General features: G+C 44.8%; 24 protein-coding genes and 2 tRNA genes. 21 read left to right on the forward strand and 5 right to left on the reverse strand.

Going from position 1 to position 24,044, the window contains the following annotated elements:
• Window positions 1-56 precede the first annotated feature (56 nt).
• The 17 genes from QUA97_RS20675 to QUA97_RS20755 all read left to right on the forward strand — a co-directional run bounded on the left by QUA97_RS20675 (window position 57) and on the right by QUA97_RS20755 (window position 16,740).
• The gene (locus QUA97_RS20675) at window positions 57-587 is read left to right on the forward strand and encodes a DUF3122 domain-containing protein (RefSeq protein WP_194065974.1); all 531 of its coding nucleotides are present in this window, start codon (window positions 57-59) and stop codon (window positions 585-587) included.
• A 303-nt stretch (window positions 588-890) separates the two neighbouring features.
• Entirely contained in the window at window positions 891-1,073 is a 183-nt protein-coding gene (locus tag QUA97_RS20680) for a class I fructose-bisphosphate aldolase (RefSeq protein WP_333195756.1), read from the forward strand.
• 194 nt (window positions 1,074-1,267) lie between these two features.
• Window positions 1,268-2,239 carry a DnaJ C-terminal domain-containing protein gene (locus tag QUA97_RS20685; RefSeq protein ID WP_333195758.1) on the forward strand — a complete coding sequence of 324 codons (972 nt, stop codon included), beginning with the start codon at window positions 1,268-1,270 and terminating at the stop codon, window positions 2,237-2,239.
• Window positions 2,236-2,547 carry a chaperone modulator CbpM gene (locus QUA97_RS20690; protein WP_194065972.1) on the forward strand — a complete coding sequence of 104 codons (312 nt, stop codon included), beginning with the start codon at window positions 2,236-2,238 and terminating at the stop codon, window positions 2,545-2,547. Before QUA97_RS20685 ends, QUA97_RS20690 begins: the two co-directional genes overlap by 4 nt.
• A 5-nt stretch (window positions 2,548-2,552) precedes the next feature.
• Window positions 2,553-3,356 carry a potassium channel family protein gene (locus tag QUA97_RS20695; RefSeq protein WP_228049734.1) on the forward strand — a complete coding sequence of 268 codons (804 nt, stop codon included), beginning with the start codon at window positions 2,553-2,555 and terminating at the stop codon, window positions 3,354-3,356.
• A 349-nt stretch (window positions 3,357-3,705) separates the two neighbouring features.
• Entirely contained in the window at window positions 3,706-4,110 is a 405-nt protein-coding gene (locus QUA97_RS20700; RefSeq protein WP_194065970.1) for a hypothetical protein, read from the forward strand.
• Window positions 4,111-4,171: 61 nt separating this feature from the next.
• Entirely contained in the window at window positions 4,172-6,799 is a 2,628-nt protein-coding gene (locus QUA97_RS20705; RefSeq protein WP_194065969.1) for a cation-translocating P-type ATPase, read from the forward strand.
• A 62-nt stretch (window positions 6,800-6,861) separates the two neighbouring features.
• A complete protein-coding gene (locus QUA97_RS20710) occupies window positions 6,862-7,032 on the forward strand; it encodes a hypothetical protein (protein ID WP_333195763.1) in 171 nt (56 codons plus the stop codon).
• 221 nt (window positions 7,033-7,253) lie between these two features.
• Window positions 7,254-7,682, forward strand: a complete 429-nt coding sequence (locus QUA97_RS20715; RefSeq protein WP_194065967.1) for a hypothetical protein — start codon at window positions 7,254-7,256, stop codon at window positions 7,680-7,682.
• A 609-nt stretch (window positions 7,683-8,291) separates the two neighbouring features.
• A complete protein-coding gene (locus tag QUA97_RS20720) occupies window positions 8,292-8,831 on the forward strand; it encodes a general stress protein (protein ID WP_333195766.1) in 540 nt (179 codons plus the stop codon).
• Window positions 8,832-8,919: 88 nt separating this feature from the next.
• Window positions 8,920-9,273: a DUF5335 family protein gene (locus QUA97_RS20725; protein WP_333195768.1), complete on the forward strand. Its 354-nt coding sequence runs from the start codon at window positions 8,920-8,922 to the stop codon at window positions 9,271-9,273.
• Window positions 9,274-9,354: 81 nt separating this feature from the next.
• Entirely contained in the window at window positions 9,355-10,092 is a 738-nt protein-coding gene (locus QUA97_RS20730; protein WP_194065964.1) for an SDR family oxidoreductase, read from the forward strand.
• An 86-nt stretch (window positions 10,093-10,178) separates the two neighbouring features.
• Window positions 10,179-11,183, forward strand: a complete 1,005-nt coding sequence (locus QUA97_RS20735) for an NADP-dependent oxidoreductase (RefSeq protein WP_194065963.1) — start codon at window positions 10,179-10,181, stop codon at window positions 11,181-11,183.
• Between the two features lie 308 nt (window positions 11,184-11,491).
• Window positions 11,492-12,286: an SDR family NAD(P)-dependent oxidoreductase gene (locus tag QUA97_RS20740; RefSeq protein ID WP_194065962.1), complete on the forward strand. Its 795-nt coding sequence runs from the start codon at window positions 11,492-11,494 to the stop codon at window positions 12,284-12,286.
• A gap of 207 nt (window positions 12,287-12,493) precedes the next feature.
• Window positions 12,494-15,601, forward strand: a complete 3,108-nt coding sequence (locus QUA97_RS20745; RefSeq protein ID WP_194065961.1) for a type ISP restriction/modification enzyme — start codon at window positions 12,494-12,496, stop codon at window positions 15,599-15,601.
• 233 nt (window positions 15,602-15,834) lie between these two features.
• Window positions 15,835-16,098 (forward strand): hypothetical protein, encoded by a 264-nt coding sequence (locus tag QUA97_RS20750; RefSeq protein ID WP_228049733.1) that lies wholly within the window; start codon window positions 15,835-15,837, stop codon window positions 16,096-16,098.
• Window positions 16,099-16,128: 30 nt separating this feature from the next.
• Window positions 16,129-16,740, forward strand: a complete 612-nt coding sequence (locus QUA97_RS20755) for a cation-transporting P-type ATPase (protein ID WP_228049732.1) — start codon at window positions 16,129-16,131, stop codon at window positions 16,738-16,740.
• A gap of 200 nt (window positions 16,741-16,940) precedes the next feature.
• Here the strand turns inward: QUA97_RS20755 and QUA97_RS20760 are convergent, their stop codons facing one another.
• The gene (locus QUA97_RS20760; RefSeq protein WP_194065960.1) at window positions 16,941-17,318 is read right to left on the reverse strand and encodes a Mo-dependent nitrogenase C-terminal domain-containing protein; all 378 of its coding nucleotides are present in this window, start codon (window positions 17,316-17,318) and stop codon (window positions 16,941-16,943) included.
• A 469-nt stretch (window positions 17,319-17,787) separates the two neighbouring features.
• On the opposite strand from QUA97_RS20760, the gene QUA97_RS20765 reads away from it, so the two are divergent.
• Window positions 17,788-18,378, forward strand: a complete 591-nt coding sequence (locus QUA97_RS20765; RefSeq protein WP_194065959.1) for a rhomboid family intramembrane serine protease — start codon at window positions 17,788-17,790, stop codon at window positions 18,376-18,378.
• 158 nt (window positions 18,379-18,536) lie between these two features.
• On the forward strand, window positions 18,537-18,959 hold the full coding sequence (locus QUA97_RS20770; RefSeq protein WP_333195775.1) for a hypothetical protein: 423 nt from the start codon (window positions 18,537-18,539) through the stop codon (window positions 18,957-18,959).
• A gap of 56 nt (window positions 18,960-19,015) precedes the next feature.
• Here the strand turns inward: QUA97_RS20770 and QUA97_RS20775 are convergent, their stop codons facing one another.
• Both QUA97_RS20775 and QUA97_RS20780 read right to left on the reverse strand, forming a co-directional pair.
• Window positions 19,016-21,904 carry a PAS domain S-box protein gene (locus QUA97_RS20775; protein WP_333195777.1) on the reverse strand — a complete coding sequence of 963 codons (2,889 nt, stop codon included), beginning with the start codon at window positions 21,902-21,904 and terminating at the stop codon, window positions 19,016-19,018.
• Between the two features lie 15 nt (window positions 21,905-21,919).
• Window positions 21,920-22,111: a hypothetical protein gene (locus tag QUA97_RS20780; protein WP_194065956.1), complete on the reverse strand. Its 192-nt coding sequence runs from the start codon at window positions 22,109-22,111 to the stop codon at window positions 21,920-21,922.
• 470 nt (window positions 22,112-22,581) lie between these two features.
• On the opposite strand from QUA97_RS20780, the gene QUA97_RS20785 reads away from it, so the two are divergent.
• A complete protein-coding gene (locus tag QUA97_RS20785) occupies window positions 22,582-22,986 on the forward strand; it encodes a hypothetical protein (protein WP_228049731.1) in 405 nt (134 codons plus the stop codon).
• A 230-nt stretch (window positions 22,987-23,216) separates the two neighbouring features.
• Entirely contained in the window at window positions 23,217-23,405 is a 189-nt protein-coding gene (locus QUA97_RS20790; RefSeq protein ID WP_194011192.1) for a DUF2949 domain-containing protein, read from the forward strand.
• A gap of 238 nt (window positions 23,406-23,643) precedes the next feature.
• Here QUA97_RS20790 and QUA97_RS20795 read toward each other — a convergent pair.
• Together QUA97_RS20795 and QUA97_RS20800 are read right to left on the reverse strand one after the other, a co-directional pair.
• Window positions 23,644-23,720, reverse strand: a tRNA-Met gene (locus QUA97_RS20795).
• Window positions 23,721-23,791: 71 nt separating this feature from the next.
• Window positions 23,792-23,868 (reverse strand) — tRNA-Met (locus tag QUA97_RS20800).
• Window positions 23,869-24,044 lie beyond the last annotated feature (176 nt).

Here is a 24,044-nt window from a genome sequence, read left to right on the forward strand (position 1 = left end):
GAATTTTTACTCTGCAATTGCCAAAGCTTTTAACTTACTTTAAGAGGATTTTTGTGATGAACTCTATCTGCTTTAACGGGTTGAAAATTCACCCGCTGCCCTGGCTGCTAGCTGCTTTAATCTGCATTTCACTGGTTGTCTGGACTCCCTTACCCGCTTTTGCATCTGTGACGCAAATCGAAGAATATCCAGGGCAAATGCTCTACCAATCCCGGCAAACCCTGCAAGATCGGAACGGAAATTCCTGGCAGGCGATCGCCTTTAAGCGCATCCATCCCGAAGGTAGTTCTAGTCTCTCTCTGCGCGTCGTGGGCTTTCCTGGTGCGGTGGAATTCGATCGCACTCAACCGCTTACCTTGACAACATCTATGGGCGAAACTCTAACCGCCAAGGATATTTCTAGCGAAATTTCTCAGGACACACCAGCCCCAGCGAATGTCGCAGAATATGATATTCAGCTTGCCCTACCTCAGTTACAAGCGGAGATTCCCCTGCAACTGACATTACCAACCATCGACGGTGAATCCGTCAGCTTATCTGTTCCCTCTGCTGCAATTCAGGAATGGCAAACCCTGATTAGCCATTGATTAAAACCTGATACAAACTTGAGCAAAAAATTGACTGAGAGGTTTAGGAATCGAAACCCAGCAAAATCCGATTCGGTTAAAGAATTTGGTTCGACAAACGGTCGAAAAATTGCTGGCGCTAGGACTGCGTGGACAGGATGCCAAAGAGTTGCTGCAACCCATCCACGAACTAGATATAAATAGTCAATAAATTTGGGAGCATCTCATATTTGTAAAAAGACTTCTTTTGACTCCTTCTTTCTTCCTCTTTCCTCCTGTCTCCTGTCTCCTACCTCCAATTTCTAGCTTGGCTGCAAAAGTGAGATGCTCCCCTGGGCATTAGCGTTTTCCTTTGCCCGCGCCATCCAGCAACCACCGTTAGAGCTTTGGCAAGGCAAAGAGGCGAATGTGTCAAACGCACAGCAGGCTTTGTTGCATCGAGCTAAGTGCAATTGGGCGGCGCGTCGTGGCGAATACAAGGTCGCGATGGAGGAGATGGGAGCCTGAAAACAATTAAGGGACTATGGAAAAACTAGGACAAAATAATGAACAATTCACGCTCCCGAAATTCTGGATAAGTGACAACTCCCACCTAGTTTATAAGTCATTTTTTTGAATTCAAATTAAGTTTAGATGAATCATCATTTTTAGCATTTCAGATAGTATTTCAGATAGCAGCATTACATATTGAGAGGTCAGTGATGCCAACGGCAACGGATTTTAAAGACTATTACACCATTTTAGGAGTGAGCAAAACTGCAACTCCTGAAGAAATCAAACGGGCTTACCGCAAACTGGCCCGCAAGTACCATCCTGACCTCAATCCTGGGGATAAAGATGCAGAGGCAAAGTTCAAAGACTTGAATGAAGCAAATGAGGTACTTTCCGATCCAGAGAACCGGCAAAAGTACGATCGCTTTGGTCAACATTGGAATCAGCCGGGATACACTGAAGCGCCAACTCCTAGAGGAACTAATGTTTCGGCGGAAGACTTCGATCGCTACGAGGACTTTGATTCCTTTATCAACGATTTGCTGGGGGGAATGAAAGGTGGATCGAAACGTAGAACCCAGAACTATCAAACTGCGACCAATGGTTTTAATGATTTTGGGGACGGATTTCGTTCTCAAGCGCCCGCGCCGGATACCGAAGCTGCGATCGCACTCACATTTTCGGAAGCATTTCACGGTGTCCAGAAACGGCTACAACTCGACGATGAAACAATCAACGTCCGCATTCCCGCAGGCGCAAAACCCGGTAGTCGAATTCGACTCAAAGGTAAAGGTCGTCCTAGTCCATTCTCTCAACAGCGCGGCGATTTGTATTTAACTATCGAGATTTTGCCCCATTCTTTCTTTCGATTCGAGGGTGATGACATAGTTTGTGACATTCCAATTCGCCCCGATGAAGCCGTTTTAGGGGCAGAAATCAGCGTGCCAACTCCCGATGGTAGCGTTACAATGAAAGTGCCTAAAGGAGTGCGATCGGGACAATCATTAAGACTGCGCGGCAAAGGTTGGACGTTGCCAAAAGGAGGACGAGGTGACTTATTAGCTAAACTTCAGATAGTCACTCCGAAAGACCTGAATGAGATCGAGGAAGAATGCTACGAAAAAATCCAAGCAAATACGAGTTTTAATCCGCGTATCCAGTTAGAGGAAATTAAGTTATGAGCTTTAGCCTTTCAAAAATTGTGGTTTCACCCGAAGGTGAACAACTCTACACCTTTGAATATGCTGCATTGGTAACTGAAACTTCAATTACGCTAGTGAAAATTTATGTTGAATTAGGTGTGATCGAACCAATTGGCGACCTGCTGCATTCCCGCGAGATTGCTAGAATTGCTCAGATTCAGCGGTTGCGTCAAGACTTGGGACTGAACTTAGTCGGAGCCGCAATGGTGTTAGATATGGCGACTGAAATTGCCCAATTACGAGCACAACTTAGGGCGTATCAATCTCATCCATCAAATGCGTTATGAGGTATATGAACCTAACTGAAAAGCCGACATTAGATCGGGAGCGCAGCGAAATGCTGCAACAGTGGGAAGATTGGCTAGAAATGCCGATGCTAGTGCTGAGCTTTGCTTGGTTAGGACTGTTTATCGTTGAGCTTGTTTGGGGACTAAATCCTCTTTTAGAAGCGATCGGCATTACCATTTGGATTGTCTTGATCGTGGATTTTTGCATCAAATTTCTCCTCGCTCCTCGCAAACTTTCTTACCTCAAGCACAACTGGTTAATTGCCTTCTCACTGTTCATCCCAGCGCTACGAACCCTTCGGATTGTGCGATTCATACAGTCTTTGCGATCGGTTCATGCGGTTCGAGGGTTACAGTTGTTGGGAATGATGACACGAACTAACAGAGGAATGCGATTACTCGCTGTAAGTGTTCAGCGTCGAGGGTTTGGCTATGTGATGGGATTAACTGCGATCGTTATCTTAGTTGGAGCGGCTGGAATTTATGCGTTTGAGCGCGAACTTCCTAATAGCAATATCACCGACTATGGTACTGCGCTGTGGTGGACGGCAATGCTGATGACCACGATTGGATCTGATTACTTTCCGAAAACACCGGAAGGGCGGGTGCTATGTTTTTTACTGGGGTTGTATGCGATCGCAGTATGTGGTTATGCGACAGCAATGCTAGCAACATTCTTTGTAGGTCAGGATGCTGAGGATGATGAAGCAGAACTAGCAGGTGCAAAATCAATTCAAGCTCTACAAGCAGAAATCTCCGCACTGCGAACTGAGGTTCAAGCCTTAGCACAACGAGATTTAAAGCAATAACTTGTTAAGGATCGGAAATTAAATAAAACCCTGCTTTCATAAAAACTATTCCTTAAGAACGATACCCTCGCCAATTATAAAGGGTAGGCTGCTCGTAAACTACATTGCAGTGGCAAAACCATCGCCATATTAGTCACTTCAACTTATTCTTTAACAAGCTTTGCCCAATAATGATTGAAGTTAAGGGGTTAAGTGTATTTACTTAAACCCATTCATAAGCACAACCAAAATTATTGTCACAACTCATTTGCTTCTGTGCCTAATCCAATCAAAGATACAGAATTTAAAAAAGCAAAATTAATTTTGCATAGTACACATTAGGTGGAACTCGTTAACAAAGGAGATATAAATGAAAACACAAGTAGGGCTGTGGATTGACCATAGGAAAGCTACTGTCGTGGCGATTACGGAGAAAGGAGAAGAGATAAAAGAGATAATTTCTGACGTAGAAAAACAGCCTCGGCGTTCTGGTGATTCACCTCTTAAGGGCACTTATGAATCGCGTCAGATTCCCGCTGATAATAGCCGCCAGAGAACTTTTACGGGAGAACTCAATATTTACTACGATGAGGTCATTGCGTATATTCGTGATGCAGAATCTATTCTGATATTTGGGCCGGGTGAGGCAAAAGATGAACTAAAAGAACGTCTTGAAAGAAATAACCTCAGTGGTCGCGTTGTAGGTATTGAAACAGTTGACAAAATGACTGATTATCAGATTGCGGCGAAGATTCGACAGCACTTTACCACGTAGCAATCGGCAGTATCAAGACGAATTTACCTGTTTTTTATGTTTATTATCAAAAAGCAAGATTATGGTTTCACCAGTTGAGATCAATACCGTAACTGGCTTATCTGAAAAAGACGCGAACGGCTTGCCGTCTGCGACAGCAATCGCCCGACTCAAAGATGACGGCTACAATGAACTCCCCTCGGCTCAGTCTCGCAATCTGTTATCGATCGCCTGGAATACAGTTCAAGATCCGATCTTTCTCTTGCTAGTCGGCGGTGGTATCATTTACTGGATTTTAGGCGACTTACAAGAAGCCTTGATTTTGCTAGGTTTCGTCTTTTTTATCACCGGAATTAGCCTTTATCAAGAAGGCAAAACCGAACACGCCTTAGAAGCCTTGCGCGATCTTTCCAGTCCTCGCGCCTTGGTGATTCGGGATGGGGAACGAAAACGGATTGCGGGGCGAGAAGTGGTTCGGGGAGATTTCTTAGTGCTGGCTGAAGGCGATCGAGTGTCTGCGGATGCGATCGTCCTATCTTGCACAAATCTCTCAACCGATGAGTCGTTATTAACCGGGGAATCGCTACCCGTTCGCAAAGTTACCGCTGTGGGTAACGTGGAGATGGCGCGTCCGGGAGGCGATGAATTGCCGTTTGTGTATTCTGGCACATTGGTGGTTCAGGGACAGGGAATTGCTCAAGTTAAGGCGATCGGCCCTCAAACAGAAATGGGCAAGATTGGCAAGGCTTTGCAAAAAATCAAGCCAGAAACGACCCCCTTGCAACAGGAAATGAATCGCTTGGTTAGTCGTTTGTTTGGCATCGCTTTATCGCTGTGTGTGGCAATTGTTGTAATTTATGGATTCACGACACGAGATTGGCTTAAAGGAATTCTCGCCGGCATTACGTTAGCGATGGCAATTTTGCCGAATGAATTTCCGGTTGTCGTGACAATCTTTTTAGCCTTGGGAGCTTGGCGGATTTCTCAGAATCATGTCTTAGCACGCCGCGCCTCAGCCGTTGAAACCGTAGGTTCCGCAACCGTTTTGTGCGTGGATAAAACCGGGACATTGACTCAGAATCAGATGGCTGTGCAGCAGTTGTTATCCTACAACCAGGCAGAAAATCCTCAGCCTTATGATTTGGGATTGCATTCATCAGAGGCACTCCCAGAAGCAGTTCATCAATTAGTCGAATTCTGTATTCTGGCGAGCCAAAGAGATCCATTCGATCCAATGGAAAAAGCGTTTAAGGAATTGGGCGATCGCTATCTGGCGCATACCGAACATTTGCACAGCGATTGGAAACTGTTGCGAGAATATCCGCTGTCACCGCATCTACTGGCAATGTCTCATGTTTGGGAGTCAGCCGATGGCAAATTGTATGAAGTTGCGGCAAAAGGAGCACCGGAGGCGATGGCGGATCTCTGCCATTTCACGCCCCAACAGCAGAAAATTATGGCAGCGCAAGTCAGTGCAATGGCAAGTCAAGGATTGCGGGTATTAGGCGTTGCCAAAGCGTCTATTGTTGGTGCGCCGCCGCCATTTTTGCCGCCTCATCCGTCGCTCAATCCTAATCATTTGCCCGAAAAACAACATGACTTTCCGTTTCAATTTATCGGATTAGTTGGACTGTCCGATCCAGTACGTCCAACCGTGGCGGCGGCGATTCAAGAATGTCATACCGCAGGGATTCGAGTCGTGATGATTACAGGTGATTATCCAGAAACTGCTCAAAGTATTGCCCGTCAAGTTGGATTGATGCAGATGGGAGCAATTATCACCGGAGCAGAATTAGATGGCATGAGCGATGCTGAATTAGAGCAGCGGATTCAAAGTACAAATATTTTTGCACGAGCCGTTCCCGAACAAAAATTGCGGTTAGTTAATGCTTTGAAAGCCAAGGGTGAAGTCGTTGCAATGACGGGAGATGGCGTGAATGACGCTCCTGCTCTCAAAGCTGCTCAAATCGGGATTGCGATGGGTGAGCGAGGAACGGATGTGGCCCGTGAATCTGCGGCGTTGGTATTATTGGATGATGATTTTTCGTCGATCGTCCAAGCGGTCAAACTGGGGCGCAGAATTTTTGATAATCTCCGCAAAGCCATGTCATATCTGATTGCGATTCATATCCCGATCGCTGGAATGTCTTTGATTCCAGTATTGTTTAAGTTACCGTTAGTATTGCTTCCGGTTCATGTGGCATTTTTACATTTAATTATCGATCCAGCTTGCTCGATCGTTTTAGAAGCCGAACCCGCAGAAACAACGGTGATGAAGCGCCCTCCCCGCAACCCCAAAGAACCTTTATTTGGCAAGAAAACGCTGGGCTTGGCTGTGTTGCAAGGGGGCGGAATTTTGGCGATCGTACTGGCGATTTTTGCGATCGCCCTATATCGCAGACAAGGCGAATTTGAAGCCCGGGCGTTAACGTTTACGACGTTGATTTTGGCAAATTTAGGACTAATTTTGAGCGAAGGTTCAACCTCGCGCCTCAGCTTTAAAATACTGAAATCCCCAAATCCTGCCCTGTGGTGGGTGCTTGGTGGGGGACTGTTGTTCCTTGGGTTGGTGCTGTATGTCCCGTTTTTGCGTCATTTGTTCAGCTTTTCTCTGCTAAGTGCGATCGATCTTGCTATCTGTTTGGGCGGTGGATTGATTAGCTTGCTTTGGTTTGAACTGTTAAAGCAAACTACAAAAATTAGGCCATAGTCAGAGACGGTCAAACATTAGTTCTAGCAGCAAAGGTTGCTTATATAAAATTTAAAAATTAGGTGTCAAATAATCAATCCACAGCCCGCATTTGGGAGAAATCAGGACACAGTAGTGCCGTATCCTACGCCAGATTAATTGTAGGGAAACAGCACGTGCAGTCTCCTCTATATCATTCCGGCTATGCCGGAATGATATCAACCGTTCTGATGCGCCAAAACGCCTCGGCATAGTCATAAATTAGCGATATATTTATTTCACCAAAACCTCAGATTTCCTTCACAATTTAAAGCTATTATTAAAAATAATAACTCACCAGCATCAAATCATTAAAGAGTTGTTTTAGTTTTTCACCAGTAGATGAGGTTACTTAGAACAAAAACTTTTGTAGCCAGATGGCAATTTAATAACACTACCAACAATTCGACAAACTCAACATACGAGAGGAATCACCATGAGTACGACAATTGACAACTTCACCAACCAACTACACGACAATTTAGAAGCGATTGAAGACCGGGCAAAGTCGCTGAAGGAAAGCGTTCAATCTGCCACAAAAAATACTCAATCTGAGCTGCAATCGAAACTTGACGGAATGAAGACAAATCTAGATGCTAAAAAACAAGAATTTGATGAGTATCGGGCAAAGCTCCAAACTCAATTTGAGGAAAAAGAAACTGAGGTGAAGTCGAACGTCGAGGAATGGAAAGCGAGTCGCGAAGTCAAGAAACTCGAACATCGGGCGGATAAAGCTGAGGATTATGCCAACACAGCGATCTTATTCGCAATGGCGACGATGGAAGAAGCCGAAGAAGCTACCTTGAAAGCGATTTCCACCAGATTAGATGCCACAACTGCTGCGGGAACTACGACGCATAAGTAAGACACGATTAAACAGTTGATAGTTGACCCTTCGACTACGCTCAGGGCGACGCAATTGACAGTTGACAGTTGACAGCAAAGAGGAGACGGCAGTGCCGTTTCCCTACGCCGATTAATTGTAGGAGGAGGAGACGGCAGTGCCGTTTCCATACCTTGCTTAATTGTAGGAGGAGACGGCAGTGGCGTTTCCATACCTTGCTTAATTGTAAGAGGACACGGCAGTGCCGTTTCCCTACGCCGATTAATTGTAGGGACACGGCAGTGCCGTTTCCTGACTTTCGCTTTTCAAATGCGCCAGATTTTACCTGATTCAGGATAGATGCTTATGAGCGGAACAATGCCATTTTTTCCGCTATTTTCCTTTGATATAACATCTCCTTAAAGCAATCAAAGGGTAGAGATCATATTGGGTAATTCTTGTTAAAATTCAATCAAAAGGTAGAGATTATATTAGGCAATTTTTGTTAAAGTTCATTTGACGACGAAAGAAACCAAAGTTGAGATTCAATCGAAGCTCGACCAGGTAAAATCGAACGTCAAAAAATAGAAAACAAATCAAAAACCAAATTTTTTTTCCGTCATTCGGACAAACAACCAAGGAAACTAACTCATGGCATACACACATACGATTGTTGCTTCTTTCCCATCCCATGCAGAAGCAGAAAGGGTGGTATTGGAGTTGGAAAAAGAAGGCTTCGATATGGAAAAGCTCTCGATTATTGGCAAAGACTACCAGACTACTGAAAATGTGCGCGGATTTCTAACCTGGAAAGATACAGCGAAAGCTGGAGCCGCAGGAGGTGGTTATTGGGGTAGCTTTGTTGGAGGTTTATTTGGTATTTTAGCAGGTGCTGGAGTGCTGTTTATTCCCGGAATGGCTCCGCTCATCATTGCTGGCCCCGTTGCTGGAGTGTTGGCGGGTTGGTTGGAAGGAACGCTTGTTGGTGGCGCTGGTGCTGCTGCTGTAGGAGGACTAGCGGGTGCCTTGGGAGGGTTAGGAATCCCGAAGAACGAGGTACTGAAGTACGAGACTAAAATCCAAGCAGGGGAGTTCACGATCCTTGTAACAGGCAGCGAGGATGATGTCAGTCAGGCGAAGCAGATGCTAGACAGAATCAGTCATGAAATGAGTATGTCGATCGCAGTCTAAGGCTTTGAACCAACAGCAATAGGGTAGTGAAACTTAGCAACTATTGTATTGCTCTTTTTGTTTTTAAGATTTTTCACAAGGAATGATAATGACAAATAAAATTGACATCAACAAATCTGTGCCGCGCGAGCGATGGGGTGAATTTTTCGATCAGTTTTCAGATGGTAATCGCGGACGGCATATTTCCATCGAAATCCTCAATTCAGAACTCGGTGATGCCGAAGTGATTAAGAACGCACCTCTTCATGCTATTGTTTACGATCGCCCTGGCAAGGGAGATGATTTGGTGATTGAAGTGGGTAAAGATGAGGTGACTTACGCTCACACCATCGATTCACCAACTGAAATTTTAACCGGACAAGACTTAAATGGCGTGATGATAGCGGTTCGGATTAGTGATGCTGCTGGTACACAAACATTGATCAAGCTACAAGCTAGTTGAGCTGATAGAATAATGCTGAGTTTAGCTGATTTCAGCATCAAATGTTTGATGACCCACACTCAATAACCCGCAGAAATCAATATGTCTGAAATTCAAAACAAAGTGGTAATTATCACCGGAGCCAGCAGTGGATTAGGTGAGGCGACAGCGAAGCGACTTGCTGCTAGTGGAGCCAAACTAATGTTAGCTGCCCGCCGCGAAGATCGGCTCAAAGAACTGGTTGATGCGATCGCCCGATCGGGAGGAACTGCAACCTACTTAGTGACGGATGTCACCGATCGCGCACAGGTGGAATCCTTGGCGCAAAAAACTTTGAGCACCTACGGCCGGATCGACGTGCTAATCAATAATGCCGGGTTGATGCCGCTCTCTCCCCTCGACCAAATCAAGGTGGAAGAGTGGGATCAAATGATTGATGTCAACATCAAGGGCGTTCTCTATGGGATTGCGGCCGTGTTACCAACTATGCGCCAGCAAAAGTCCGGTCACGTCATTAATCTATCATCTGTCGCCGGACATAAAGTGTTTCCCGGATCGGCGGTTTATTGTGCTACTAAGTTCGCAGTGCGAGCGCTCTCGGAAGGGCTGCGATTAGAGTCAAACGGTGAAATTCGATCGACTAATATCTCACCAGGGGCAGTTGCGACTGAGTTGACTACTACGATTAGCGATGAAGATACAGCAGCGAACATTAATGCACTTTATGAAATAGCTATTGATGCAGATGCTATTGCTAGGGCGATCGCCTATGCGATTGAACAGCCCGCTGATGTTGATGTGAATGAAATGATCATCCGTCCGACTCGTCAAGAACTTTAGATTAATGGGGCGATCGCAAAACAAAAAACAGTCAATTGATGAGGTAAACCAATAAATTTGGGCTAATAACTAATGAGGATAAAATTATGACAGAGATCGTGAGCCGCGAGATTCGGCTAGTCTCCCGCCCCAAGGGGATTCCTACCGCAGATAACTTTGCGATCGCGCAAACAGAACTAGAGCCAATTCAAGATGGGCAAGTGCTCGTTCGCAATCTCTATATGTCAGTCGATCCATATATGCGCGGTCGCATGAACGAGGGGAAATCCTATGTTCCATCCTTCGCGTTAGGAAAAGCACTCGAAGGCGGCGCAGTCGGCGAGGTAATCGAGTCTCGTGCCCAGGAATTAAAGCCGGGTGATGTTGTGACTTCCAACTATGGCTGGCGAGAATACTTCATCGCTGCACCCAAAGATTTGCATCAGGTTAGCCGCGACATTCAACCGCTCTCAGTTTACCTCGGTGCCCTCGGCATGACAGGTATGACTGCTTGGGTTGGGTTGAATTTGGTAGAAGTCAAAGCCGGCGATGTTATTTTTATTTCGGGAGCCGCAGGCGCGGTGGGAAATGTCGCCGGACAACTGGCTTCATTGCGCGGATGCCATGTCATCGGCTCAGCCGGTTCAATGGAAAAAATCAAGTTTCTGCAGGAAGAATGCGGATTTGATAGCGCCTTCGATTACAAGGCCGGCCCTATTCTCGAACAACTGAATCAGGCAGCACCGGACGGAATTGATGTCTATTTCGATAATGTAGGAGGCGAAACGCTGGAAGCGGCGCTCTCGGCATTGCGCGTGCACGGCCGGATTATCGCTTGTGGCAGCATCTCCGGTTATAACGATGAAAAACCGCAGCCGGGCCCTTCCAATCTATTTAATATGATTGGCAAACGCTTGACGATGAAAGGGCTAATTGTTCGCGATTGGCTCGATCGCCAGAGTGAATTTGAACAAGAAGTGGGCGGCTATTTCCAAGCTGGAAAATTGAAGAATAAGGAAACAGAGGTGGCAGGAATCGAGCGAGCGGTGGATGCGTTTATCGGTCTTTTTGAAGGCAAAAATGTGGGTAAAATGGTGGTAAAACTGGATTAGGTAGCCGCCATTAGTGTCAACTTAACGTCAAACCCAGCCAAAGACTGTTGTTTGACTATTAAATCTATATCCCCCCTTAGCTTGCCCCCTACTCCCCCGGATAGTCGGGGGGGATAGGAGTCTTTTCAAAGTCCCCCGACTATCCGGGGGATTTAGGGGGATCTCGACTTAGGTAAAAGCGATAAATACCAAAGCTTTCAGCCTTAAGTTGACACTAATGGGTAGCCACTGATTGAGTCGGCAGTTGCTTCATTATTTGAGCAAATTGAAACCCTAGATTGCTGATAAATTATTTGGTTTAAGAAAGTATGGATCTCCAACTATCAGATCGGATTGCATTGGTCAGCGGTTCCACCGCAGGAATTGGATTAGCGATCGCCACGACACTTGCCCAGGAAGGAGCAACTGTCATAGTCAATGGCAGAACGGAAGAGCGCGTAAACCATGCCCTCAAAAGCATTCAGCAAAGCGTCCCCAAGGCCAAACTTCAGGGAATTGCTGCCGATTTGGGAACGCAAGCTGGAGCTGAATTGTTGTTTCAACAAGTGCCATTCGTCAACATTTTGGTCAACAACTTGGGAATTTATGGCGCTACAGCATTTGAAAATATCTCCGATGAAGAGTGGATGAACTTTATGGAAGTAAACGTGATGAGCGGTGTAAGGCTATCGCGTTTTTACTTACCTTTGATGCTAAAAAAAGATTGGGGACGCATTATTTTCATCTCTAGTGAATCTGGCTTGAATATTCCCGCTGAAATGATTCACTATGGCGTTACCAAGACTGCACAAATAGCCTTGGCTCGTGGTTTAGCTGAAACAACCGCAGGCAGTTGTGTCACGGTGAATACCGTATTGCCAGGGCCAACCCGTTCCGAAGGAGTGGAAACTTTTATCGAGGGACTTGCCAAGGAGCAAAATATTTCAGCCGAACAAGTTGAGAAAGAGTTTTTTACCAAGACTCGTCCATCTTCCCTGATTCAGCGATTTGCTTCAACGTCTGAAGTTGCTGCATTAGTTGCATTTGTTGCTAGTCCTTTAGCCTCTGCAATTAATGGTGCTGCCTTGCGAGTCGAGGGTGGAGTGGTGCGATCGATTGTTTAATAAATTCGCCTATTAGACATCTCCAAAAATGAATTTCAAGCCCTGGCTATGCTTGAGTCGATCTATGATTTCTGGAGATGTCTATTCAACCCAGGAATAAAATGATTACTCATCCATCTTAAGTTAAACAAAATCAAAAATCGGCGATCGCCAGATTTTCGCAGTTAGTTTATAGTAGTCTTATCCCCTATCTCATACAGACTGAATATGCCTAGTCTTAGCCTCAAGCCATCGCACAAGCCAATCAAAAATTACTATGAAGCGTTGGATCGCTACGCCAAGTTAGGTATAGTCCATGAAGGGGCGGTGTTATCGGCTTTTCAGCAATTGCTGGAGTCCTGTGGGCGACAGTTTGAATGGACTTTGGAACAGCAATTTGCAATTAAGCGATCGAACAAGCAGCCAATTCGCATCGATGGGGCGTTGGTAGATATTTATCATTTACCGCGTGCTTACTGGGAAGCGAAGGATAGTAAGGATGATCTGAAGAAGGAAGTTCAGAAAAAATTTGCAGTGGGCTATCCCAAAGACAATATTATTTTTCAGCAGCCCGATCGCGCCATTCTTTATCAAGATGGCAAGTTGGTGATGGATGTAGACATTACCAAGGATCAGGAATTGGTGGATGTGGTGCGCCAGTTTTTTGAATATCGTGCGCCTGCGATCGCGCAATGGGAAAAAGCTGCTGAGGAATTTGGCGATCGCGTAAAGGATCATGCAACGGCGCTACTTGAGTTAATCCGTACACAGGAGAAGACTAACAAAAAATTCATCGATGCGTTTGCGACATTTATGCAGCTTTGCCGTCAGTCGATTAATCCGAATCTATCGGAGTCTGCGGTTGAGGAGATGTTGATTCAACATTTATTGACGGAACGGATTTTTCGGAGTGTGTTCAATAATCCAGATTTTGCTCAACGGAATATTATTGCGGTTGAGATTGAGAAAGTGATCAATGCCTTGACTTCTAAGCATTTCAGCCGCGCTCATTTTTTGAGTAGTTTGGATCGGTTTTATGGGGCGATCGAGGAGACGGCTGCAACGATTGATGATTTTTCGCAAAAGCAAGATTTTTTGAATACAGTCTATGAGAAATTCTTTCAGGGCTTTTCGACGAAGGTGGCGGATACGCATGGGATTGTGTATACACCACAGCCGATTGTGAATTTTATGGTGAAGAGTGTGGAGGAGATTTTGCAACGGGAGTTTGGCAAGTCTCTGGTGGATAAGGGTGTGCATATTCTCGATCCGTTTGTGGGTACGGGAAATTTCATCATGCGGGTGATGCGTGAGATTGCGGATATCCAGAAGTCGGCTTTGCCTCATAAGTATGAGCATGAGTTGCATTGCAATGAGGTGATGTTGTTGCCCTATTACATTGCTGCAATGAATATTGAGCATGAGTATTTTGAGCAGACTGGAAAGTATGAGGCGTTTGAGGGGATTTGTTTAGTTGATACTTTTGAAATGATTGATGAGCAACAGCTATCGTTGTTTGTCCCAGAAAATACACAAAGAGTCAAAAGACAGCAAGAATCTCCAATTTTTGTGATTCTTGGTAATCCACCATACAATACCAACCAAGTTGATGAAAATGACAATAACAAAAATCGTAAATATAAAAGAACCGATAGAAAAGGTGTAGATGATAGAGTCTCAGATACCTATGCTAAAGATTCAAGAGCTAGTCTACTCAGCAAGCTCAGCGATCCTTATGTTAAAGCTATACGTTGGGCATCCGATCGAATTGGGGATGAAGGTATAGTCGCTTTTGTTACTAACAACAGTTTTTTAGATAAGAAAGCTTTTGATTCGATGAGAAATCATCTGTCCAAAGATTTCAACACTATTTATGTTTTGGATTTAAAGGGAGATATTAGACAGGATTCAATGAGGGATGGAATTCCTCTTGGTGAAAAACATACTGTATTTGGCTTGTCTGCAATGGTAGGAGTTGCCGTAACATTTTTCGTAAAGAAGCGAAATATAGATGAGCATAAATTACTGTATTCAGAGGTTGACTGGAGAGCAAAACGAAAAGATAAATTCACGATCTTGGAAAATGCTCAAAGTTTATATAACTTGGAATGGCAAGAACTTATTCCTGACAGTCAAAATAATTGGTTGACTCAAAATATGAGCAATGATTTTCTTAATTTTATTGCTTTAGGAAGTAAAGAAGTTAAATCAGGAAGTAGTCAGAATAAAGATGAAGCAGTTTTTAAACTTTATTCTTTAGGAGTTTCTACTAATCGAGATTCAGTAGTCTATGATTTCACTCTTGACGAATTACTTAAAAGAGTAGAGGTTTTTTGTAGTGATTACAATACTCAACTCATTAGTTATCATAATTCAATAAAACCTATTGATATTGACAGTTTTCTTGACTATGAAAATGTAAAATGGAGCCGCAATTTAAAGCGATCGCTGAAGAATTATAAAAAACTAAATTTTAACTCATCTAAAGCAAGATCAAGTTTATATAGACCTTTCACTAAAAGATTTCTCTATTTTGATGATGTGATTATTGATGAAGCAGGTAGTAATGCTCGGTTCTTCCCAAATCTAAATACAGAAATAGAAAACAAAGTGATTGGAGTAGTAATTGAGCCTCAAATTCCTTTTTTAACATTAGCCTGTGCGTGTTTGCCAAATATGCACTATGGTGGGAGACAAGTTCAATGTTTTCCATTTTATATCTATGATGAAAATGGAAATAATCGTCAAGAAAACATTACAAATTGGGCGTTAGAACAATTTCACACCCATTATCAAGATCCCAAGATTACCAAATGGGACATCTTCCATTACACCTACGCCGTACTCCATCATCCCCACTATCGCCAACGTTACGCCGCTAACCTCAAACGCGAACTACCGCGCATCCCCTTCGCGCCAGAATTTAATCCTTTTGCCACAGCAGGAAAACGCCTCGCCGAAATCCATATCAACTACGAACAACAACCCGAATATCGCCTCAAACATATCGAAAACAAAGACCTCCCGATAGATTGGCGAGTCGAAAAAATGCGCCTCAGCAAAGACAAAACCCAAATCAAATATAACGACTTCCTGACGCTGACAGGCATTCCCCCAGAAGTATTAGAATATCGCCTCGGCAACCGTTCCGCCCTAGATTGGATCGTCGATCAATACCAAATCAGCACCGATAAACGAAGCGGTATCACCAACGATCCCAACCGACTCGATGATGAAGAATACATCGTGCGCTTAATCAAACAAGTAATCACCGTCAGCTTAGAAACCGTTATAATTGTAAAAAGCTTGCCAGATTTAGGACTACCAAAGGATTAGAAGTATTGAACTAGAGGATCGGTAAGGTGAATTCCATTTGATTAACTTATTCTTCTTCTCCTCCACAAGCGATCGCATCTACCGAACTGATACCAAAAGTTGTTATCGCTAAACCTGTTTGGGCAACGGTTCTAGCATTGTTTTTAGGTGGAGCTTTTTTTGTATGGGTTAATCAACTTCTCAACTTAAGCAAAAAAGGATTTGTCACTAATGCAGCGTTTAAGAGTCAAAATATGCCGCGAACATTGCGATTTTTGTTACTTGCGGCATTTATTATTCCTGTTTGGCTGGGCACGACGCTGGGCTATTGGGGATTGCGCGGACAAGCCGAGCTTCCCAAGCTAGTTGTGCTTGCATTTACAACAGGCACTTTGATGGTGGCGATCGCTGAAGAAATTATTCCTGAAGTGCATCAAACTCAAGATACAAATTGGTCTATGTTGACATTTATCGGGAGTTTTGCGCTTTCAATATTGTTCTCGTCTTATCTTGAATAGCTTGTGATTTACAAGTAGAGGAACCATCTCATGACTATATCTACCGATCGAGAAACGCTTTCGCATCTATCGTTAGAAGACCTACAAAAGCAACTGACTACTTCCAATCAGGGATTAAGCAAAAAAGAGGCACTGCAACGACAATCAAAAGGTGGCTACAACGAGTTACCCGAAACAACCGTCAGCCCAATAATGCAATTCCTATCGCACTTTTGGGGGCCGATCGCCTGGATGATTGAGGCGGCAGTGATTCTTTCGGCAATAGTTGGAGACTGGGTAAATTTTGGGATCATTTTGGTACTCCTAATCGGCAACGGAGTAGTGGGTTTTTGGGAAGAATTTCAAGCAGGGAATGCGATCGCCGCTCTCAAGGCAAAATTAGCACTCCAGGCACGGGTGAAACGAGACAACACCTGGACGCATATCCCTGCCCGCGAACTGGTTCTAGGCGACCTGATCCGGTTGCGTCTGGGCGATATTGTCCCCGCAGATGTGCGGTTTTTGTCAGGCGATCCGGCACAGGTTGACCAATCCATTGACGGGGGAATCACTACCCGTAGAATGCCAAGTGGGAAGTGTGCTTTACAGGAGCCAGCCTCAGTGTTTCTAAAAACGGCAAACTCTTTCTCCAACCACGAGTAATTCGCTCTCTCTAGTCTTTAAATGCGATCGCGCTCTCTTAGTCTGCGAAGGCAGACTTTGTTTATGTAGTAGCGGTTTCAACCGCCGACGTTCTTGTGCAGTAGTGGTTTCAACCGCCGCATAATCTGAAAATAAAAAAACCTCCCCAACAAAGAGAAGGTAAGATAAAAATAGAGTTAGAAATTAAAGTTTTTGGAAAATTAACAATAGGGAGTTACATCCACGCCGCACTCATCAGCCAAATAACACAAAGCCCGAAAGCGAATCCCAACCACTTGCTCGTAAAGCGGATTTAACTTGCACAACGGCGGAATGGAAAATAAAGTGCGATCGCCAACTTTGACTTCCCGCTCAAACGGACACTGCGACGGAATATATTTACACAAAAATCGAGCAAATTTTTGACTCTTAATTTCCGTGTTCTCGATCCACTCTTTCAGGGGATGTAACAAATCAAAGCGCGGCTTTTTGCTGTAAGGCTGAGAAATTGTAGCGACAGTAACAGTAATTTCTTCTTTGCCATGCCATACCCAAATTGGCAGAATTCTCTGGGGTAATTTTTGCTCAAATACGTTCATATTGCTCTTCTCCTCTTTTAGAACGAGGTGCCAAGAACTCTTTGTAGAGCTTGTACTGGATTTTGTCTACAATAAGTACCTACAGCAGCTCGTTTTGCTTTACCGGATGAAAGTTCTTGAATTAATGACTAGAACCGAGACAAGTAGTTCCTGAGTTTTTAGAGACAGTGTGCGATCGCCAAAATGTCCTCACTGCCAGCTCAAGCATTTACCTATGGGGTAAAAACTCTGCCTGATACGTTCTAACTTTAACCTTTGGTTAACTCTCCTAGTGCAGTTCTTCGATCATTGTGACGCATTAAGGTGAATTATTCTATAGGTGAAAATGCGGAATTTCAAATCAAAGTTATAATAGTTTCAAATAAGCTCGACTGCAAAAAACCTGAAAGCTAGTGCCAAGTGTCGCTTCGCGCGATCGGCAAACAACTCCTACAATTATAAATAATCGGTTTCACCGCCCTCAAAACCCATGAGCAACCCAGAAAGCAAAAGCATCACCCGCGAATTGCAAAGCCACGCCGCCATTCTCGGCGGCTTCGTCTCCCTCCTCTGGATTATCGAAATTGTCGATGTATTCCTATTCCGAGGCGCACTAAATTCCTACGGAGTCCGCCCCCGCAGCATCCAAGGACTTGAAGGCATCATATTCATGCCTTTTTTGCACGGCAGTTTTGCTCACTTAGCAGCTAATACCCTCCCGTTTGTGACATTTGGTTGGTTAATCATGCTGCGAGAAACTAGGGACTTTTTCATCGTGAGTGCCGTCACTATCCTAGTCAGCGGATTCGGCGTTTGGCTGACAGGCGCGCCCAATTCCGTCCACATAGGTGCCAGCGGATTAATCTTTGGTTACTTCGGCTTTCTACTGCTGCGCGGATATTTTGAACGCAGCTTTACCTCTATTGCGATATCTTTAATAGTCGGTTTCTTCTACGGCGGTTTAATTTGGGGAGTTTTGCCTTCGCAGCCGGGAGTTTCCTGGCAAGCACATTTCTTTGGCTTTGTCGGCGGGATATTAGCCGCTCAACTTTTGGGGCGAAAAAAACGGCAAATCAACTAAAATCAGACCTGTGCTGCATCGTATAACAACCTTGGTTGGCTGCTGATAACTTATACCATTTTTCAAAAGTTATGCAACAGTATTTGTAGGGTGTATCGCCATAAAAAATCCTGCAGCATTAAATCTAAAATTTCACGGAACCGCACCTTATATCATTTATGAAAAACATTGCTGAAAACAAAAATTTTGATGTTTTTTTCAGCCCTAGTATGCCCAATGCCCAATTCCCAATCCCTCCGCTTCGCTCCGCCCAATCCCTCCGCTTCGCTCCGCCCAATTCCCAATCCCTCCGCTTCGCTCCGCCCAATGCCCTGCGCGGGCCAATGCCCAATCCCTCCGCTTCGCTCCGCCCAATTCCCAATTACCAATTCTTAATTACCAATTACCAATTACCAATTACCAATTACCCATTACCCATTACCAATTACCTATTACCGGACATACCTCATCTTTACGAGAAAGGCTATATCTCAGGTGCGTCGCTACGAGATTGTCTGTCAAATTTAGGGATTTTCAACGGCGACGCACCCTACGGCTACTATTGCATTACAATTTATAATTGGTGTTATCTGAAAGTATAAGTTTTTTGTCAACAAATCCGGTGTATTTTGTAACAATTGCATCCCGAAAAGTAAGACTAACTGCTGACCAATAATTCAACTTGAGCCGGCAAGCATACGATGAAAACCGAACCGCAATCTAACTGGCTTTGAACCTGCATATCCCCCCCCATCATCAAGCAAAAATGACGGCTAATAGTCAATCCCAAACCTGTGCCGCCGTACTTGCGCGTAGTTGAAGCGTCGCCCTGCATAAAAGCTTGAAATAAATGCTGCATTTGTTCGGCCGGAATCCCAATGCCGGTATCAGCAACGCGAAAAATTATTAAGTCGGAAGGTTCTGCTATTTCTTGAGTTGTTAAGCTGTCATGTTTAACTCTTTCAACGGATAGGGTAATAGTGCCACCTTCCGTAAATTTGGCTGCATTGCTCAGCAGGTTGAGCAATATTTGACGAGTTTTGGTAAGGTCAGCATACATCATTCCCAACTCGCTAGCACAATTAACTTTAAACTGATTATTATTTTTCTCTACCAATGGTTCGACTGTAGAAACTACCTCCTCAATCAAAGTAACTGGGTTGAAAGTTTCTAGGTAAAGTTCCATGCGCCCTGCTTCAATCTTAGAAATATCTAAAATATCGCTAATTAAAGACAGCAAGTGTTTGCCGGCAGTTTGAATTTTTTGCAAGTCTGGGATAATATCTTCGTGGCCTAAATCTTCAGCATCTTCTTTGAGCATATCGCTGTAACCGATAATTGCGTTGAGGGGAGTACGCAATTCGTGGCTCATATTGGCTAAAAAAGCGCTTTTGGCTTGGCTTGCAGCTTGAGCGGTTTGAGCGACTTTTTGGAATTCTTCTGCTAATTTGCGCTGGGTAATGTCTTCTGCAATGCCGACGATGCGGTAAATTTCTCCGGTTTCGTCGCGGACTGGAAAAGCCCGATCGCGCACCCAGCAAACTGAACCGTCAGATCGCACTACCCGATACTCCTCATCATAATCGCCCCGCAGGTGTTTCTCAAAAGCAGCCTTGACGCGATCGCGATCCTCCGGGTGAATAGCATTCAAAAAAGCCTCCGGTTCTGACAGCAAACTCTGATAGCTCAAATGCCATATTTTCTGGCAAGCTGGACTCACATAAATTATTTGCTGTTTATTGGGTTCTCTAATCCAAAATACTTCATGAATATTTTCTGCCAACTGGCGAAACCGCTCCTCACTAGCGCGCAATTGCTCCATCGCCGTGTGAAACTCCGTAACATCTTGAACCAGCGATGCCAGTCCAATTATGCAGCCGTCAGCATCAACCAAAGTAGTATTGTACCATTCACAAAGAATTATTTTACCGTCCTTTCTGATGTTATGGTTAATGCTACTAACTCCTCCTTGATTAGCGAGCAAAGTAATAGATAGTTGCCTGACATACTCCTTAGCATTTTCAGGAACTATGAGATCGACTCCGTGCTGTCCCATTGCTTCCAAGCGATTGTATCCAAAAATTCTTTCGGCTGACAGATTCCAGTCGGCTACTTCAAAATTCAGATTCCATTCGATCGCCCCCAAAGGAGTTTGATAAAGATGGAAAGCAAGTTTTTGCTGAGATTGTTTCAGAGAGCCAATTAATTGAGTTTTATCAGCTATCGCAGCTTCCACCCGTTCTTCGAGAGTAGCAAACGACTCTTCCAATTGACCGGCCATCTTATTAAAAGAGCGGGCCAGGACACCCACTTCATCCTCCCGCTCTACAGACACCATCAAGCATGGATCTAGCGCCATCGAGTCCCATTCTCCCCGCGACAGAGCCTCCGCAGCCTTGCTCAGACGCTGAATCGGGATCGCAATCCACCTCGAAGTCAGAAACCCTAGAACCGTCGCCACCACCAAAGCACCGAGACACAGCCACACTGTGTAGCGAGTGTTGGCGTTAATTTTTTCCATAAAATCGGCTTCGGGAACCGCCACCACAATCAACCAGTCGAGGCCCCTGCTGTCTGAGAATGGTGTCACCTGTAGAAATTGGCGTTTTTGGCCGATCGCAAAATCTAGCTGGTAAGTACCGTCAATCTTGCTCAAATCCCCGAAGCGCTGTGTCAAATAGCGGGCTGTCGATCGAATCAGAACATTTTGGCTGCTCGTTGCAGCAATCCGTTTCGCAACGCCATTGCTCACAATAAATGGCGGTTCTGGAGTAGAATTTGCCACCAATTGTCCAGACCTTTCTATAATAAAAGTTTTGCCAGACTTACCAATTTTTAGAGTTTCCAAGAATTGATTGATTTGGGAAAGTAGCAAATCCGCACCCAGGACTCCAATCAATTCTCCTCGGTTGCCATAAACTGGTTGTGCAGCCGTAATCGCCAGTTTTGGAGTATCAAAATAACTATAAATTTTACTCCAGGTTGGTTTGCCAGTCCGCACCGGAGCCGTGTACCAAGGTCGGAGGCGGGGGTCGTAGTTAGGAATAGTCTTTAATACCTCGGTTGCTTCCCCGAACTCCGACGGCACGTAGCTGTAAAAGTTATAGCCAGTAGATTGATTAGAAATCCGAACTTGCAACTTGCCGTTGTCGAGGCGTTCAACTCCCGTAAAAGTTTTTTGTTCGGAGCCGAATTGAATGTAGCTAATTTTATCAAAGATTTTGATTTGCTTGGAGAAGTAATTGCGTAAACTAGCGGAATCCTGCAGGTTCAAAATGCCTAGACTGATGGCATTGAGATTGAGTTGATTGATTTGGTGCGGCGTTTCGATATAACTGTGAATGTGTTGCTCGATGCGCGATGTGACTTCCGCCCGCAGTTGCGCGGCAACATCGTTGACTGCCCTGCGCCCGTTGCGTAACGACAGCCACCCCGTCAGCCCTACCGCAGCGAAAGTCTGGAGGGCAAAAGGCACGACAAGGACGATGCGAATTGGCACTTTACCCGACATTTTGAAAATCCGGTCTGTCAGAGATCTGATTGGCATGATCGAGCAGAAATATTATGAATCCACAACATTTAAGTAAGGTACAACCTGATGAGCGCAGATTTTGAACGTTGAGATTGTTTGAGCAGGCAAAGTGCTGTTAAGAAATCGGAATCTGTCGCTGGTTACTGAATTTTTAACGGCTGCCACCGCCATCTTAACGCGATCGGGAGCTTTGGGAGGGCGATCGAGATGAGTCTTCGACACATTCTGGGACGATCGTACTCTGGGAGATTTGAGATTTGAGACATCGGCGCGCGATCGCCCTGACGATTTAAGATTGAGACAGACTTTTGTGAGCTCTTTGGTGAAAAACCGGGTTTGACGATCGACTATACTCCATCTAGACCTTTAATCCCCATCGAAACCAGATTTCTGCACTATTAATGCGTCCAGCACCGAAGCGTGTTTCTTGTTTAGTCCTCCGTGCGTAAGTCCTAAGTATTTGAGCGTTGCTGCAACTAAGTATGTTCGTAAACGCGGTTTCATGGAACGGTTTCTGTATATTTCTCGATTTGTATTCCTCCAACAGTAAAATCCTCTCCTCCTGATCTTCTTCTCTCCCTCTCTCCGTCAACAATCACAGACAATTCCACTTGGTGCCAGCTTATTTTCACAACCAGTTACTTTTGATATAGCGCAACTAAACTCCGGTTGGGTACAATTAGGATAGTAGGATGCAGCTAGCGGAGGCATGGATGATGAACGCAGTTATGGCTAATTTTGGTACTGTTCTCGGACTGAGCTCAATTTTGATCGGTTTCACCCCGGCGGTTTTCGCCCAACAAAGAATGCAATCAGAACCCCAAAATTCGGAAACGACTTTATCGGGGGATTCTCTGAGGACTGTGGAGGACAGAACAGTGGACTCGGACTACCAAAACTTGATTGGTGAATCACAAACGGGGGCTAATTCTGCTAGCAGGGAGCGCAGCTTGGCTGATACATTTCGCCTCAAAGTTGGCCCGGAATTGGAATTTATTACTACTCCTTCCGACGCCCGACGCCAAGGAAATCCCTTACCTATTAAACCGAGCGACAGCGGCACAGAAGCGGGAGTTCAGCTTCAGCTAGGACTGTAGCCATTTTAAGTGAATTGATGTCAAGCGATCGATCGCCCGATCCTATTTTTTAGGCTGGGAGATATTGTGACTGCGATCGCCTTTTTTTATTAGTTTTATCACAAGTTGCATGCGCTTTCCATCACAGCACATCGCCCCTTATCAACAGAAAATTAGAACTATTAAACTTCAAATTCAGTCAACTCGGATACATATCTTTACAAAATCGCATAAAACAGGCGGTGAATGTGATGGGAAAGGCTCAACTGATCGATTATTTGCGGGGGGAATTGGCGCTATCGAATTCTGCGATCGCCGTTGCTCTCAGACACGGCGAAGAAGATGCCAGCCAACTGCCGATGGTGTTGTGGCAGTACGGGTTAGTGACGCTGAAACAGTTAGATTTGATCTTTGATTGGCTGCAAGCTCAATCGGCTTAGCAATTTAAAATGCAAAGTTTAAAAACAGGGATATTGAATTGCTGATTTTTGAGAAATAAAGCTTGCACAAACGGGCGTAGAAAAGTATGGGGTTGAGTGTTGAGGGTCTGTTTGATTTTTTCCTTTGGAACACAAATATGCGGTAGGGACACAGCAATGCTGCGTCTCTATTTTCTGAATTTTATGATAAAACAAACCCCAGCAACTTTTTGGTTGCCGGGGCTGATCTGATTAAATTTGGTGGCGGGAAGTGGATTTGAACCACTGACCTTCGGGTTATGAGCCCGACGAGCTACCAGACTGCTCTATCCCGCGTCGCTTTGTCTACTCTCTATTCTCAAAAATCAAACCCTGGAACTTCAACAATTACAGGGTTTGTTTCAAGTTGGTGGCGGGAAGTGGATTTGAACCACTGACCTTCGGGTTATGAGCCCGACGAGCTACCAGGCTGCTCTATCCCGCGTCGCTTTGTCTACTCTCTAATATAAACATACCTTCCGAAAAATTGCAACCCCTAAATCAAAAAAAAATTGAGATTGTGGGAGGGGTTGCTGAAATCGGCTCAGAGTATTGATCGAAGAGGGAGAGGGGGAGAGGGGGAGAGAGGGGGAGAGTGGGGGAGAGGATTTTTGGTCTGTG

This window comes from Microcoleus sp. CZ3-B2 (assembly GCF_036705055.1).
In the GTDB taxonomy this organism is placed as follows: domain Bacteria; phylum Cyanobacteriota; class Cyanobacteriia; order Cyanobacteriales; family Microcoleaceae; genus Microcoleus.